Source organism: Anaerotalea alkaliphila (genome assembly GCF_010179735.1).
Lineage (GTDB): Bacteria > Bacillota > Clostridia > Lachnospirales > Vallitaleaceae > Anaerotalea > Anaerotalea alkaliphila.
This window is the reverse complement of record NZ_JAAEEH010000027.1, coordinates 25,324-40,828: the sequence shown is the minus strand read 5'-3', so window position 1 is coordinate 40,828 and position 15,505 is coordinate 25,324. Positions and strand designations below refer to the sequence as shown.

Sequence of the window (15,505 nt, the reverse complement as noted above, 5' to 3'; positions counted from 1 at the left end):
ATCAAACTCTCATAAAAAGTTCTCTCCGGCAGCATAAACTCTGACCTTCCGCTTTCGCGGGTTTAGTCTTGGAATTACGTTGTTTTTGATTTATTCTTCACTGTTCAATTTTCAAGGTCCTGCTTGTCTTCCGCTTGTTTTTTGCCTGTCCTGTTCGGACCAGCGAAACGTAGTATACCACGTTTTCAACCAAGCTGTCAACACCTGATTTCAAAAAGTTTTGAATCTTCAAATCTTTCTTGAAACCGACGGAGAAGGAGGGATTTGAACCCTCGCGCCGCGTTAACGACCTATACCCTTAGCAGGGGCACCTCTTCAGCCACTTGAGTACTTCTCCAATTCATTTAAACCATTAAAATCATGCAATTGTATCCGCTTTTCTTAAGCGCAAGGGTTATTATACTAGAGCCTTAGGGCAATGTCAAGCGATTTTGCCCTGTTTTACAGATAAAAATTCCCTCATCCATATATGGTATGGAAGCATTTCCCAGACACTAGATATGGTCCTGAAATTACCCTCTATTTGTATTTTTCAAAGTTTTTCAACAAATTGAACAGCTTGTCGGATGCCTTGATCAGCACAACCTTCTGCCTGTCGTTTTCTTCCAAAAGGATGTAGTAGACGGGACACGGACTGCTGCCGCTATAAAATTTCCTTTTGCTGAAATATTTCGTACCGCTTTTCAAATTTTTCAACGGACCTATTTCAATGATTTGGGACAGGTAAAAATCCCCGACAACCTTGTCTTTCGTTCCCATCTTCTCCTTGATGATGAACTCATCTTCAATATACATGTATTCATAGTAACGCACGTAACCCATCATGAAATGGTAGGTTCCCAGAAAGAAAACAAAAAGCACCAGCAGGTCTGCAATGGTCCTGCTGATTCCCAAAGAAAGAAAAAGGATGGTTGTTCCTGTGGCTCCCACAGAAAACAGGAGGATGGCAAGGAGCACTTTCAAAAAACTTACCTTTTCCCGTTTGCAAATTTCCGTATACACAATAAATCTCCTCGTTCCGGTGCTGGACAATCCAAGTTGTCTTCCGGTTATTCTACATTGCGGTATTTTGCCTTTTCCGTTTCATAGAGGTTGCCTCCCTGGGCGTCAATGACAACGGTTACGGGAAAATTCCTGACCTTAAGCTTCCTGACAGCTTCCGTTCCCAACTCCTCATAGGCGATTACTTCCGCTTCCTCAATGGCACTGGCGATCAATGCCGCCGCTCCACCCACAGCCCCAAAATACACCACCTGGTTCTTTATCATGCTTTCCACCACCGCCCGGTTCCTGTCGCCTTTTCCGATCATGCCCTTCAGACCCCGGTCCATGAGAACAGGGGCATAGGCATCCATGCGGTAGCTGGTGGTGGGACCTGCGGATCCGATCACCTGTCCCGGCTTGGCGGGAGTGGGCCCTACATAATAAAGTATGTTTCCGTGCAGGTCAAAGGGAAGGGATTCCCCCCTTTCCAATTGTTCCACCATCTTCTTATGGGCGGCGTCCCGACCGGTATACACGACCCCCGTCAGCAGGACCTTGTCCCCCGCCTTCAACATGCCCACGGCTTCTTCCGTCAAAGGGGTTTCCAAATTGTAAACCATGATTTTCTCCTCAAATTTCGCATTCCGCATGTCTTGTCACATGACAGCTGATGTTGATGGCCACCGGGAGTCCCGCAATATGGGTTGGGAATGTCTCTATATGGACAGCAAGGGCTGTGGTGATCCCTCCAAGTCCTTGGGGACCCACCCCCAGCTTGTTTGCCTTTTCAAGCAATTCCTGCTCCATTTCCCTCACATATCCTATGGGGGACCCTTCCCCCACCGGCCGCAACAGAGCCTTCTTGGCCAACTGGGGAGCCTTTTCGAAGCTCCCTCCTATGCCGACCCCCACCACCATGGGCGGACAGGCATTCCCTCCAGCTTGGTCGATGGTTTCCAGAATCACCCTTTTTGCCCCTTCCATGCCATCGGAGGGGGCCAACATATGGATGCGGCTCATGTTTTCGCTTCCAAACCCCTTGGGGGCCAGGATGAGCTTCACCTTGTCCCCCGGAACGATGTCATAATGGATGATGGCAGGGGTATTGTCCCCTGTATTCTCCCGGAAAAAAGGGTCCTTCACCACGGATTTTCGCAGATACCCCTTTTCATATCCCTGGCGGATTCCCTCGTTGATGGCATCGGTCAAGGAACCTCCTGTAATCCTTACTTCCTGGCCGACCTCGCAGAAGACGATGGCCATGCCGGTGTCCTGGCAGATCGGCATCATCTCCTTTTTTGCGATGTCCGCATTTTCCAGAAGTTGCTCCAGGATATCCCGGCCGATTTCCGATCGTTCCTTGTCCTTGCATGTCCGGATGGCATTATGGATGTCGGAATTCAGACGGCAGTTGGCTTCGATGCACATCCAGGACAATTTCTCGATGATGGTGTCTACAGAAATTTCTCTCATTCCAGATCTCCCTCGTCCTCCAGGTCTTCTTCCCCGATATCCTTGATTCTTGCGATGCTCGCAATCTGGATGTCTTCCTGGATGTTCATCAATTTCACGCCGGACGTCACCCTGCCGAACTGGGAAATTTCATTCACCCGCAAACGGATGACAATCCCTTCGGTAGTGATCATGATCAGCTCGTTGTCCTCGTTGACCGCTTTCATACCAAGGACATTTCCTGTCTTTTCTGTGATCTTGTAGAATTTGACGCCTTTTCCGCCCCTGTTCTGTACGGAGAACTCCGACATCTTCGTCCTTTTCCCAAGACCCTTCTCAGAAACGATCAGCAGGTCTTCCCCTTGGGAAACCAGCTGCATCCCCACCACTTCGTCCCCGGGGGTCAGGTTCATGCCGATGACTCCCATGGAGGTCCTTCCGATGACACGCACATCCTTCTCATTGAACCGGATGCAATGCCCATGCTTCGTGCCCATGATCACGTCCTGGGCGTTGTCGGTCAGTTTTACCTCTATGAGGCTGTCCTCCTCCTTGAGGACGATTGCCTGCAATCCTGTGGCCCGGATGTTCATGTATTCCATGATGCTGGATTTCTTGATCATGCCGTTTCTGGTTCCCATCAACAGGTACAGGTCTTCCTTGTACCCTTCCAAAGGAATGATGGCGGTGACCAGTTCTCCTGGATCCAGTTGCAGGAGGTTCACGATGGCGGTTCCTCTGGCTGTCCTGCTTGACTCCGGAAGTTCATAGGCCTTCAGGCGGTACACCTTCCCCTTGTCCGTGAAGAACAAAAGGTAGTGGTGGGTGGAGGTGACGAAAATCTTCTTGACGAAATCATCTTCCCGGGTCTGCACGCCTTTGATTCCCTTCCCGCCCCTGTTTTGGCTCCGATAGGTGTTCATGGGCATCCGCTTCACATAGCCGTAATGGGTCATGGTCACATAGATGTTTTCCCTTTTGATCAGGTCCTCCATGTCGATTTCCCCATCCTCGAAAGTGATTTCCGTCCTTCTGGGGTCCGCGTACTTGTTGGAGATGGCGGTCAACTCTTCCTTGATGAGCAGTTGTAGGACCTTTTCATCCCCAAGGATCGTCTTGTACTCCTTGATTTTCTCCAGAAGTTCCTTGTACTCTTCCTGGAGCTTCTCCCGCTCCAAACCGGTCAAGGCGCGCAGACGCATGTCCACGATGGCTTGGGCTTGGATTTCCGTGAACGCGAAAGTTTCCATCAGGTTCATTTTTGCTTCCGCAGTGCTGTTGGAGGCCCGGATGATACGGATGACTTCGTCAATCACATCCAGCGCCTTCAGCAGGCCTTCCAGGATGTGGGCGCGGTCTTCGGCTTTCCTTAGGTCGTATTGGGTCCTTCTGGTCACGACCTCCTTTTGATGCTCCAGATAATGATGGAGCATTTCCTTCAGGTTAAGCACTTTCGGTTCGTTGTTCACCAGGGCCAGCATATTGATGCCGAAGCTTTCCTGCAATTGGGTGTGCTTGTACAGCTTGTTCAGGACCACATTCGCATTGGCGTCCCTTTTCAGCTCGATGGCGATGGTCATGCCTTTCCTGTCGGATTCATCCCGCAGGTCCGAAATTCCTTCGATTTTCTTGTCCTTGACCAGTTCTGCGATTTTTTCAATCAATCGGGCCTTGTTCACCTGGTAGGGCAGTTCCGTGACGACGATCTTCTGCCTGTTGCCGTGCATGGGTTCGATGTCTACGGCGGCCCTCACTTTCACCACGCCACGGCCTGTCCTGTAGGCTTGTTCGATGCCTGTCCTTCCCAATATCTTTCCATAGGTCGGAAAATCGGGTCCCTTCACCAGGTCGATCAATTCCTCCATTTCCGTTTCCTGGTCTCTCTCCACCTTGTTGTCGATGATCCTTACCACGGCATCCACCACTTCCCGCAAGTTGTGGGGGGGGATGTTGGTTGCCATGCCCACGGCGATGCCGGCTGTTCCATTGACCAGCAGGTTGGGATAGCGGCTGGGAAGCACCACCGGCTCCTTCAGGGATTCGTCGAAGTTCGGTCTGTAATCCACGGTTTCCTTGCCGATGTCGGCCAGCATTTCCATGGCCATCTTGCTGAGTCTGGCTTCCGTGTAACGCATGGCTGCCGCGCTGTCTCCGTCCACGGAACCGAAATTCCCGTGGCCGTCCACCAGCATGTAGCGGTAGGAGAAGTCCTGGGCCATGCGCACCATCGCCTCATAGATGGAGCTGTCCCCATGGGGGTGGTACTTACCCATGGTATCCCCAACGATACGGGCCGATTTACGGAAAGCCTTGTCCGGCGAAAGGTTCAGCTCGTCCATGGCATACAAAATACGCCTTTGCACCGGCTTCAAGCCGTCCCGCACATCCGGGAGGGCTCTGGAAGCAATGACACTCATGGCGTAATCGATATACGATTTTTTCATTTCATCCTGCAGCTCCACAGAGATGATCTTATCGAATTGGTTGTTCTCTTCCAAGGGTCTGCCTCCTATATGTCCAGATTTTTCACGTACTTGGCATGGGCTTCAATGAATTCCCTCCGGGGCTCCACCTTGTCGCCCATCAGGGTCGTGAAAATCTCATCCGCTGCCGCCGCATCCTCTATGTCCACCCGGAGCAGGATCCTTTTCTCTGGGTCCATGGTCGTTTCCCAAAGCTGTTCCGCATCCATTTCTCCGAGACCTTTGTAACGCTGGAGATTGATGCCTTCCCTGCCGATCTCGTCCAGAATCTTCTCCAACGCCCGGTCGTTGTAGACATATTCCGACCATTTGTTCTTCGCCACCCTGTACAGGGGCGGCTGGGCAATGTACACGTTCCCGTTTTCAATCAGCTGGTGCATGTACCGGTAGAAGAAGGTCAGCAGCAAAGTACGGATATGGGCTCCGTCCACGTCGGCGTCCGTCATTATGATGATCTTGTGGTAACGCAGCTTGTTCAAATCGAAGTCATCGGAGATTCCCGCTCCGAATGCGGTGATCATGGCCTTGATCTCATTGTTCACCAGGATTTTGTCCAGCCGGGCCTTTTCCACATTCAGGATCTTTCCCCGGAGGGGCAGGATGGCTTGGGTGCTCCTCTGCCGGGCGGATTTGGCGGAACCTCCGGCGGAATCCCCCTCGACGATGTAGATTTCGCAATTTCTGGGATCCTTGTCCGTGCAGTCCGCCAATTTACCCGGGAGGCTGGTGTTTTCCAGCGCACTTTTTCGCCTGGTCAGGTCCCTGGCCTTTCTGGCTGCCTCCCTGGCACGGCTTGCCATCAGGCATTTGTCGATGATTGTCCTAGCAACGCTGGGATTCTGCTCAAGAAAAAAAACAAGGGCATCGTTTAGGATGTACTCGACCGCTCCTCTTGCTTCACTGTTTCCAAGCTTCTGTTTTGTCTGTCCTTCGAATTGGGGATCTTGGATCTTGATGCTGATGACTGCTGTCATCCCTTCCCGCACATCTTCTCCCTGGAGGTTTTTGTCCGCCTCCTTCAGGAATTTGTTCTTTCGGGCATAGTCGTTGATGGTTTTGGTGATGCCCGCCTTGAATCCGCTCAGATGGGTGCCGCCCTCGGGCGTATTGATGTTGTTTACGAAGGAAAAGATGTTCTCCACATAGGTGTCGTTGTGCTGGAAGGCGATTTCTGCATGGACTCCATCCTTTTCCCCTTCACAATACATCACCTCACCATAGAGCTTTTCCTTGTGTCTATTCATGTAGGCAACGAACTCCTTGATGCCCCCCTCGTAATGGAACACCTTTTCCACCGGCTCTTCTTCCCGCAAATCCTTCAGCGTGATCCGCAGGCCCCTGGTAAGGAAGGCCATTTCCTGGAGCCGCATCTTCAAGGTGTCGTAATCATAAACAAGTTCTTCAAATATCTCATGGTCGGGCTTGAAGCTTACGAAGGTCCCTGTCCGGTCCGTTTCTCCGACTACCGTCAAAGGCCCCATAGGCACACCACGCTCATAGCGCTGGGCGTGGATTTTGCCTCCTTGGAAGACACGCACTTCAAGCCATTCGGAAAGGGCGTTCACAACGGATGCACCCACACCATGGAGTCCGCCGGACACCTTGTAGCCGGCTCCACCGAACTTGCCTCCCGCATGGAGTATGGTGAATACCACCTCCACCGCCGGTATGCCCTTCTGATGGTGGATCCCCACAGGGATTCCGTTTCCATTGTCCATCACCGAAATGCTGTTGTCCTCATGGATGGTCACGTCGATCCGGTCGCATCTTCCCGCCAAAGCCTCATCCACCGCATTGTCAACGATTTCGTAGACCAAATGGTGCAGGCCTCTGGCGGAGGTGCTGCCGATATACATCCCCGGCCTTTTCCTTACCGCCTCCAGTCCTTCCAGAACCTGTATCTGGCTCTCGTTGTATTCACTTGAACTGCTCATGCACTTCCTCCTTGTTCTAGAGCAGGAAAATTGGGCCCATGCGATTCCTGGACCAAATTCCCTGCTCACTCCTGCCTTCCGACACACTGGATTGCCTCTATATGCAAATCTCAATTTTTGCAAATGCTAGATACTATTATATATGAGTGCAAATGATAAAGCAAACCCTATCGGTTTTTTTGTCATTCTCGTGCGCTCCAAGGGGGTCTCAGAGGTTTTTTTCATATATTTGACCCTTTTCGATGCAATACATCTTTTCAATGGTGATATTTTGATTCATGAAGTCCTCCACACCAGTGCAAGTGATAATTGTCTGAATATTATTCAAAACCTTCATCAGCGCCAGCTGCCGGTGCCTATCCAACTCGGAGAGTACATCATCCAAAAGCAGTACCGGCGTGTCTTCGATGGAACTCCCCACCCATTCTATTTCGGAGAGCTTTAGGGAAAGCGCCGCCGTCCTTTGCTGCCCTTGGGAACCGTATTTTCGCAAATCAACGCCACCCAATCCGAAGAACAGGTCGTCCAAATGGGGACCCACCGTGGTGGATCCCGTCTTCACATCCTTGGACCTTGCCTGCAGCAGCCTCCCTTCGAACAGGTCCGGCTCCACGTTCTTCTCATAGGCCATGGTGATGGCTTCTCCACTACCGGAAATTCCCTTGTGCATCTCCTGAAAAATGGGTTCCAAAGTGGATACAAAATCCATCCTGGCCTGGATGATTTTGCGCCCGTATGCCGCCAATTGCAGATCCCATGGCTCCAAAAGGTCCGCCTTTCCAGGGTCGAACTGGATGCTCCGCAGAAGGTTGTTCCTTTGCTTGAGCACCTTGTGGTATTGGGAAAGGTTGAAGTAATAGACCGGGTCCACCTGGGAAAGCTCCACGTTCATGAACCTTCTCCGCTCCTTGGGACCATGCTTGATCAGACCCAGGTCCTCCGGCGAGAAAAGGATGACATGGGCCACACCCAGAAGTTCCTGCATCTTCCTGATGGGCTTCTTGTTCACAGCGATGCCCTTTTTATTCCCGCTCTTCAGGTGCAGGTCGATCACATCCACATACCTGCCGCCCTGCTTGCTGATCCGCAGATGCACGTGGGCCTCGTCCCTGCCCAGGCGGATCATCTCCTTGTAGAGGTTGGTCCTATGGGATTTTGAGGTTGCGCAGAGATAGATGGCCTCCAGGATGTTGGTCTTTCCCTGGGCATTGTCCCCATACAGGATGTTGATTCCAGGCCCGAAGGAGATGGTCCCCTCCCGGTAGTTCCTGAAATCGCTCAGCTTCAGTTCTTGGATATGCATGCCCCGTCACCCTACCTGGACAGGCGCTTCCTCTCCCACTACGACCACGTCTCCCGGATGGAGCTTTTTGCCCCTTTGGGTCTCCGTGACTCCGTTGACCTGGACAACTCCCTCCAGAATCAGGATTTTGGCATGGACGCCTGAATCAGCCAGTCCCGCCAGTTTCAAGAACTGCCCCAGCTTGATGAACGGTGTGTCTATCTTTATGGTTTCCATAGGATTACCTGCTTTCTGTAAGTTCAATTCAGGCGGATCGGCAAAATGAGGTACTTGCACAAATCGCCTTCTTCCTGGTGGATGATGCAGGGATTGACCGAACCGTTGAACTGGAGCACGATGGACTCGTCCTCCATGACCTTCAAGGCGTCGATCATGTATTTGGGGTTGAAGGCGATTTCCAAAGGATTCCCTTCCAGCTGGATGTCGATTTCCTCATGGGCGTTCCCCAATTCCGTGTTGGACGAGATGACCATGCCTGTATCCTGGATGCTCACCTTGATGGGATTCTTCTTGCTTTCCCTTGCAACCAGTGCGGCCCTTTCAATCCCCATCAGAAGCTCCTTCCGGTTCACATGGATTTTGGTGCTGTAATCCGACGTGAAGATGTTCTCGTACTTGGGGAATTCCCCTTGGAGCAGCCTGGATACGACCACGCTGCCGTTCAGCTCGAAAACCACATGCTTGCCTGTGAAGTACAGGGCAACCATGTCATCCTCCTCGTTGGACAGGATGTTCTTGATTTCATTCAGGGTCTTGCCCGGAATGATGCAGCTGGTCTCCTCGAATTCCCTGGACATGGGGAGCTTGCGGAAAGAGGCCCTGTAACCGTCGATGGACACCAGATGGAAATTCCCCTGCTTCACTTCCAGCAGTTCCCCTGTGAGGGCGGGCCTGGTTTCCTCGATGGCTATGGAAAAAATGGTCTGACGGATCATCTCCTTCAACTCCCCCTGGGGGATCCGGAGAGGCTGGTTCCTGACAATGGCAGGCAAAGGCACGAACTCTTCCGCAGGTTGTCCAGGAATGTTGAATTCGGACTTTCCGCAGGTGATGGTAAGTATATGGTTTTCATCCCTATTGGACATGGAAAGGGTCACATCCTGGTTGGGAAGTTTTCGAACGATTTCGGCGAACATTTTCGCATCGATGGCGATGGCGCCCTTTTCCAGGATCTGCGCATCCAGCATGCTTTCGATGCCGAGTTCAAGGTCGTTGCCCACCAATTTGCACAAACCGTCTCCTGCTTCCAGAAGGATGCATTGGAGGATGGACATGGTGGTTCTGGAGGAAACCGCCTTCAATACCGTATTGACGGCTAGTTGCAGTTGTTCTTGGGAACAGATTATTTTCATAGTGTGCATAACTCCTTTCGAGCCAAAAATAAGATTATTTAAAGATTTTTCCAGGAGAGGTAGTAATAAGGGATGTGGATTTGTGGATAAGTGTTCTGGGGGCAGTGGATCCAAGGGCTGGGGCATCTTGACAAACCTGTTGAGGAGTCCTTGGGTTGTTCTTTTTCGTGCACATCCGATTCCGGCCGAGTGCTTCCGGAAAAGAAATCCACATGCGGTTCACAAGGTGTTCCCAGGGTTGTACGCTACTTGCCTGTGATCTTTTTCGTAAGGATGTCGATGGTGTTCCGGAGGGAAGCATCCACCTTCAAGTCGGCATTGATCTTTTCATAGCCGTGCAGGATGGTGGTATGGTCCCTTTTGCCGATGAGTTCCCCTATTTTTGGAAGGGATGCGTCGGTGAGCTTCCGGCACAGATACATGGCGATCTGTCTGGGATTGGAGATTTCCCTAGGCCTCTTCTTGGAAGTGATGTCCGCAAAACTGATGCCGAAATGTTCCGCAACCATGTCCAGAATCAGTTCCGGAGTGATCTTGTCCGTATCCTGGGGGGAAATAAGGTCTTTCAACGCGACTTCCGCTATTTCCCTGGTGATCATGTCATAGCCCAAATGGATCAATTTTGAATAGGCGACGATTTTGTTGACGGCCCCTTCCAATTCCCGGATGTTGCTCTTGATGTTGCTGGCCACATATTGCAGCACGTCGTCGGGGAATTGCAGGTTTTCGATTTCCGCTTTGTTCTTGAGGATCGCCATCCTGGTTTCGAAATCCGGTGCCTGGATGTCGGCGATGAGTCCCCATTCGAAACGGGAGCGCAGACGCTCCTCCAAGGTTTCGATTTCCTTGGGCGGCCGGTCGGAGGAGATGATGATCTGCTTCTTTGCTTCATATAGAGTGTTGAAGGTATGGAAGAATTCCTCCTGTGTCCGTTCCTTTCCTGCGATGAACTGGATGTCATCCACCAGGAGGACGTCGATGTTCCTGTATTTCTGACGGAATTCCTCGTTCTTGTCCGAGCGGATGGAATTGATCAGTTCATTGGTGAACTTCTCCGAGGACACGTAGAGGACCTTCATGTCGTTGTTTTCATTTAATATGAAGTGTGCGATGGAATGCATCAGGTGGGTTTTTCCCAAACCTACGCCTCCATAGATGAACAGGGGGTTGTATGCCTCGGCGGGCGCTTCCGCAACCGCCAACGCTGCGGCGTTGGCGAATTTGTTGTTGTTGCCCACGACGAACTTGTCGAAGGTATAGCGGGCATTCAGGTTGTTTTCTTCATTGACCCCGTCCACTGGGGTGGCTTTGCCCTTTTTCTTACCTTTGTCCGATTGCCTTTGTCCCGTTTCTTCATCGGGTTCATCCTCAAGGACGAACTTGATTTCCAACGTTTCGCCAATGATCTCATGGATGGCCACCATGATGGTCTTCAGATATTTCTTTTGTATGATGGAAATGCTGACTTCGTCATCGGCTTTGATCACAACCACATCATCCACAACCTTGATGGGAACCAATTTTTCCAGAAACGCCTTATACGTGATTTTGTTGATATCCGACTCGTGTTGCAGCAAGTCCAGGACTTGGTTCCACTTGTCGATGACTGCATGATGCAAGGCAATACCCCCTTTAATAAATGCTGAACTCTATAATACGCCAACCAAGGGCCCTTTTCAACGGGAAAATTATGGGGAAAAGGCCGTGAAATGTGTACAATTATCCAAAGACAAGCTGTTGATACTGTGGATAACCCAGGGCGGAAGAACTTGTCCACAGTCTGTTTGCAAAAGAAATGAACAAAATTAGAAACTGCAAAAGGAAAAACAAAACCAGAAAAACCGGTGATTCTTTTTCACAGATTTTCCCAAGAAAAACCGGGCTTATCCACAAGCGGGAGGCCGGCTGTTGATAAGAAAATCTACACATCTTGTCCACAGGCATGGGTATAAATGGGAGCTTTTCTGTGGACAAGCAGAAATAAAAAAAAATTCTTGACGAAAAGCCCCTTGTTTACTATAATTGGAATAGTGCTTTTTTAAGTTATGCAAATTTGCGCTTCGAGGATAGAGTCAAAAAAAGGAGGTGTACGACATGAAAAGAACTTACCAGCCCAAGAAAAGACAGAGAAGCAGAGAACACGGTTTCAGAAAAAGAATGAGCAGCGTCAGCGGTAGAAAAGTTTTGTCTTTGAGAAGAGCTAAAGGAAGAAAGAAATTGTCAGCATAAAGGCCGCATAGTGTGGCCTTTTTTTTTAGTAATCAGGAAAGGAATTCAAACCGCTGTGAAGAATTTCAATTCCATCAAGAAGAACAAGGATTTCAGGGCCATCTACCAGTTGAAGAAGTCCCACGGGAACAAGACGCTGGTCATGTATGTGGGCCCGAATGGACTGGACCATTCCAGGATCGGGATTTCCGTCAGCAGGAAAGTGGGCAACAGCGTTGTCAGGCACAGGTTGACGCGGCTTGTGAGGGAAGTCTACAGGAAGCACGAAAACGCCCTCCTGCCAGGATGGGACCTGGTTGTGGTGCTTCGGGAAACTGCTGCAGGCAAGAGTTTGGGGGAATTGGAAAGTGCTTTCCTGCATCTTGCGGGCAGGCACAAGCTCTGGAAAAGAGAGGAAAAACTGCTTTATTAAATGTGCGATGTGATATATAATGGAAAAAGGTTTATGGTGGGAAGGATTGGAAGTGAACGAATGGGAACGAAAATTGCATTGCTGCTGATTTCCTTGTATAGAAAATACATATCCCCATTGAAGAGGCCGTCCTGCATCTACATGCCGACATGTTCCAGCTATGCCTATGAGGCGTTTTCGAAATATGGTTTTTTCAAGGGATTTTTTTTGAGCATGAAGAGGATTTTGCGGTGTCATCCATTCCATCGCGGAGGCTATGACCCTGTACCATAAAGTTGAAGGAGGAAGCATTTGATGTCTTTTTTTGTTTTGACACAGAGTACCACCCCCATTCTTGGACAGATATCCCAATTGTTCGGCATGATCATGAATGGCATCTACAATTTGTTCGAACAGGGTTTGGGGATCCAATCCTTGGCGTTGACCATCGTGGTCTTCACTATTTTTTCCAGGGTGCTGATGCTGCCCGTGGCTTTCAAACAACAGAAGTCCATGAAGGAAATGCAGGTGATCCAGCCTGAGATAAAGAAAATCCAGGACAAGTACAAGGCAAAGAAGGATCCCGAGTCCCAGCAGAAGATGCAGATGGAACTGAGCAAGCTGTACCAGGAGCACAAGGTGAACCCCTTTGGAGGATGCCTGCCGCTCCTGATCCAGATGCCCATCATCATCGCCCTCTTCGAGGTGTTGCGGAATGTGCCCGCCTATATCACCAACATCAAAGGAATCTATGCCGGCATCGCCACCCAAGTCATGTCCGTTCCCGGATTTGAAAGCGTACTGGTTGGAATCAACGAGACGAAAAAGGTGAAGGATTTCGACCCGATGCTGGAAAACAAGGTCATCGACCTGTTGGGGATGTTCTCTTCCGGCGATTGGGCCATGCTCCATGAACAGTTCGCCACCATCAGCACCGCGGTGCAGCCTCTGGTGGACAAGTTGGACAAGATCCACTACATGTTCGGCATCAACCTGGCGGAGAGCCCCAGCCTTCTAGGCATCGGCATCCTGCTGCCTGTCCTGAACGTCCTGGTGCAGTTCCTGGTTTCCAAGACATCCATGACCTCCAGTACGGATCCTGCCCAAGCCAACACCATGAAGACGATGACGTACACCATGCCGCTGGTCACCGGATTCTTCGTGACCCAGATGCCTGCGGGACTTGGTCTGTACTGGCTTGTGAGCAGTGTTTTCCAATTGGGACAACAATTGGTGATAAACAAGCACCTGCATGAGAACAAGAAATAGAGAGGGGGCCGATTTCAATGAAATTTGTTGAAAAGACAGCAAAGACGGTGGATGAAGCAGTGACAGAAGCTCTCATTGAATTGGGGGCGTCCAGCGATCAGGTGAAAGTGGAAATAGTGGACAAAGGGACCCCCGGTCTCTTCGGGTTGTTTGGAGCCAAACCGGCTACGGTGAAGGTCATCAAGAAGATGTCCATCGAAGAGGTGGCTGAAAAATTCCTACAGGACGTTTTCCTCCAGATGGGTTTGGATTCCGACCTGAAGGTCACCATGGATGACAAAAGCAATATGAATATAGAGATCAGCGGAGCCAACATGGGTGTGCTGATCGGCAAAAGGGGACAGACTTTGGATTCCCTCCAGTACCTGGTAAGCCTGGTGGTCAACAAGGAAGCGGACCAGTACATCCGGGTGAAAATGGATACGGAAGATTACCGGGACAGGCGGAGGAAGACCCTGGAAAGCCTTGCCGTGAACCTGGCCAACAAGGTCAAGAAGACAGGGAAGCGCTTTGTGTTGGAACCGATGAATCCATATGAGAGAAGGATCATCCATTCCACCTTGCAGGGCAACAAGTTCGTGGAAACCCATAGCGAGGGAGATGAGCCCTTCAGAAAAGTGGTCATCACACCGGCAAAAAAATAAGAGTCTCAAAAGAGCCAGGGATCATTCCTCTGGCTCTTTCTGGATAAAGGAGTAGGCAATGCTATACGATACAATCGCGGCAATCTCCACGGCCATGGCGCCTGCTGGAATCGGAATCGTGCGTGTGAGCGGGGAGGATTCCATCCCATTGGTATCCGGAATTTTCAGGCCCAAGGGGAAGAAACCCTTGTCTGCGGCGGGGAGCCATACGCTGCAGTACGGGCATGTGGTGGATCCCATGAGCGGAAGGATCATAGACGAGGTTCTTGTCTCGGTGATGAAAGGCCCCAACAGTTTCACAGCGGAAAATGTGGTGGAAATCAACAGTCATGGGGGCATTCTGGTCCTCAGGAAGGTTTTGGAACTGGTGCTGGGGCAGGGGGCAAGGTTGGCGGAACCTGGGGAATTCACGAAAAGGGCATTTTTGAACGGCAGGATCGAACTCTCCCAGGCGGAGGCCATCATGGACGTTATCAACGCAAAAACGGAACGGGCGCTGCAGTTGTCCGTCCGGCAGTTGGAAGGGCGTTTGGGGGAAAAGACGGCCCGCTTCAAGGATATCCTACTGTCCCTGATTGCCCACATCGAGGCTTCCATCGACTATCCGGAATACGACATCGAGGAACTGGCGGTGGAGACGGTCATGGACCGGCTGGAGGCGCTGAAGGGGGACATGCAGGCGCTGGTGGAGACCTTCGACCAGGGAAGGATGCTGAAGGAAGGCATAAACACGGCCATTGTGGGGAAACCGAACGTGGGAAAATCCTCCCTGTTGAATGCGCTTTTGCAGGAACAGCGGGCTATCGTCACAGAGATTCCAGGAACCACCAGGGACACGCTGGAAGAGGTGGTGAACATACAAGGGATCCCCTTGCGGCTGGTGGACACGGCCGGCATCCGGGACACCGAGGACCATGTGGAGCGCATCGGCATAGAACGTTCCCTGGGGGCCCTGCAGAAGGCGGACTTGGTATTGTTCATGGTGGACGGTTCCCGTCCTCTGGAAGAGGGGGATAGGGCAATCGTGGAAAGGATCAAGGACAAGAAGGTCATCGTCCTGTTGAACAAGATGGATTTGGAAGTGAAGGCATCCCAAAAAGAGCTAAGGGAGCTTTTGACGGACCATCCCGTGGTCCCTGTGTCGGCCAAGAACAGGGAGGGGATCGGACTCCTGGAGCACCATATCAAGGAGATGTTTTTCCATGGGGAAATCGAGAATACGGAAGAGCAGGAAGTCCTGCTCAGCAATGTGAGGCACAAGAATGCCGTCGTTCAGGCGGTGGGGAGTCTGGACCATGTCATGGAGGCCATCCGGGCAGGGATGCCGGAAGACTGTTGGTCCATCGACTTGAAGAATGCCTACGAGAGGATCGGTGAAATCACCGGAGAATCCATCAAGGAGGATTTGATGGGGCAGATCTTCAGCCAGTTCTGTCTGGGAAAATGACGACCAAAGGAATGGAG

At 51.1% G+C, this 15,505-nt stretch carries 15 protein-coding genes and 1 tRNA gene; 6 read left to right on the top strand and 10 right to left on the bottom strand.

All coding sequences use genetic code 11. The features are described from left to right. Positions 1 to 249 precede the first annotated feature (249 nt). From GXN74_RS10140 to dnaA, 10 genes are all read right to left on the bottom strand, one after another. Positions 250 to 337: transfer RNA gene (locus tag GXN74_RS10140), tRNA-Ser, on the bottom strand. 182 nt (positions 338 to 519) lie between these two features. After that, complete coding sequence (locus GXN74_RS10135; protein WP_162370822.1) at positions 520 to 1,002, bottom strand: hypothetical protein; 483 nt, start codon at positions 1,000 to 1,002, stop codon at positions 520 to 522. Positions 1,003 to 1,049: 47 nt separating this feature from the next. Further along, positions 1,050 to 1,604, bottom strand: coding sequence for a Fe-S-containing hydro-lyase (locus GXN74_RS10130; RefSeq protein WP_162370821.1), 555 nt, complete (start codon positions 1,602 to 1,604; stop codon positions 1,050 to 1,052). A 10-nt stretch (positions 1,605 to 1,614) separates the two neighbouring features. Then, on the bottom strand, positions 1,615 to 2,457 hold the full coding sequence (locus GXN74_RS10125) for a fumarate hydratase (RefSeq protein ID WP_162370820.1): 843 nt from the start codon (positions 2,455 to 2,457) through the stop codon (positions 1,615 to 1,617). Beyond that, positions 2,454 to 4,934: a DNA gyrase subunit A gene (gene gyrA, locus GXN74_RS10120; RefSeq protein WP_162370819.1), complete on the bottom strand. Its 2,481-nt coding sequence runs from the start codon at positions 4,932 to 4,934 to the stop codon at positions 2,454 to 2,456. The genes GXN74_RS10125 and gyrA overlap by 4 nt, the downstream gene beginning before the upstream one ends. Before the next feature lie 11 nt (positions 4,935 to 4,945). Continuing rightward, positions 4,946 to 6,853 carry a DNA topoisomerase (ATP-hydrolyzing) subunit B gene (gene gyrB, locus GXN74_RS10115; RefSeq protein ID WP_162370818.1) on the bottom strand — a complete coding sequence of 636 codons (1,908 nt, stop codon included), beginning with the start codon at positions 6,851 to 6,853 and terminating at the stop codon, positions 4,946 to 4,948. Between the two features lie 208 nt (positions 6,854 to 7,061). Next, a complete protein-coding gene (gene recF, locus GXN74_RS10110; RefSeq protein WP_162370817.1) occupies positions 7,062 to 8,156 on the bottom strand; it encodes a DNA replication/repair protein RecF in 1,095 nt (364 codons plus the stop codon). A 6-nt stretch (positions 8,157 to 8,162) separates the two neighbouring features. Then, positions 8,163 to 8,372, bottom strand: a complete 210-nt coding sequence (locus GXN74_RS10105) for an RNA-binding S4 domain-containing protein (RefSeq protein ID WP_162370816.1) — start codon at positions 8,370 to 8,372, stop codon at positions 8,163 to 8,165. A gap of 23 nt (positions 8,373 to 8,395) precedes the next feature. Next, entirely contained in the window at positions 8,396 to 9,508 is a 1,113-nt protein-coding gene (gene dnaN, locus GXN74_RS10100) for a DNA polymerase III subunit beta (protein WP_162370815.1), read from the bottom strand. Positions 9,509 to 9,753: 245 nt separating this feature from the next. Further along, positions 9,754 to 11,127: a chromosomal replication initiator protein DnaA gene (gene dnaA, locus GXN74_RS10095; protein ID WP_162370814.1), complete on the bottom strand. Its 1,374-nt coding sequence runs from the start codon at positions 11,125 to 11,127 to the stop codon at positions 9,754 to 9,756. Between the two features lie 475 nt (positions 11,128 to 11,602). Here dnaA and rpmH point away from each other — a divergent pair, with 475 nt between their 5' ends. From rpmH to mnmE, 6 genes are read left to right on the top strand one after another with little or no spacing between them, the layout of a single operon-like run. Beyond that, complete coding sequence (rpmH, locus tag GXN74_RS10090) at positions 11,603 to 11,737, top strand: 50S ribosomal protein L34 (RefSeq protein ID WP_162370813.1); 135 nt, start codon at positions 11,603 to 11,605, stop codon at positions 11,735 to 11,737. A 55-nt stretch (positions 11,738 to 11,792) separates the two neighbouring features. Beyond that, positions 11,793 to 12,149 carry a ribonuclease P protein component gene (gene rnpA, locus GXN74_RS10085; protein ID WP_162370812.1) on the top strand — a complete coding sequence of 119 codons (357 nt, stop codon included), beginning with the start codon at positions 11,793 to 11,795 and terminating at the stop codon, positions 12,147 to 12,149. A gap of 60 nt (positions 12,150 to 12,209) precedes the next feature. After that, positions 12,210 to 12,422, top strand: a complete 213-nt coding sequence (gene yidD, locus GXN74_RS10080; protein WP_162370811.1) for a membrane protein insertion efficiency factor YidD — start codon at positions 12,210 to 12,212, stop codon at positions 12,420 to 12,422. A gap of 21 nt (positions 12,423 to 12,443) precedes the next feature. Next, positions 12,444 to 13,397 (top strand): YidC/Oxa1 family membrane protein insertase, encoded by a 954-nt coding sequence (locus tag GXN74_RS10075; RefSeq protein ID WP_162370810.1) that lies wholly within the window; start codon positions 12,444 to 12,446, stop codon positions 13,395 to 13,397. A gap of 17 nt (positions 13,398 to 13,414) precedes the next feature. After that, entirely contained in the window at positions 13,415 to 14,041 is a 627-nt protein-coding gene (gene jag, locus GXN74_RS10070) for an RNA-binding cell elongation regulator Jag/EloR (protein WP_162370809.1), read from the top strand. A 58-nt stretch (positions 14,042 to 14,099) separates the two neighbouring features. Beyond that, positions 14,100 to 15,488, top strand: a complete 1,389-nt coding sequence (mnmE, locus tag GXN74_RS10065) for a tRNA uridine-5-carboxymethylaminomethyl(34) synthesis GTPase MnmE (RefSeq protein ID WP_162370808.1) — start codon at positions 14,100 to 14,102, stop codon at positions 15,486 to 15,488. Positions 15,489 to 15,505: the final 17 nt, after the last annotated feature.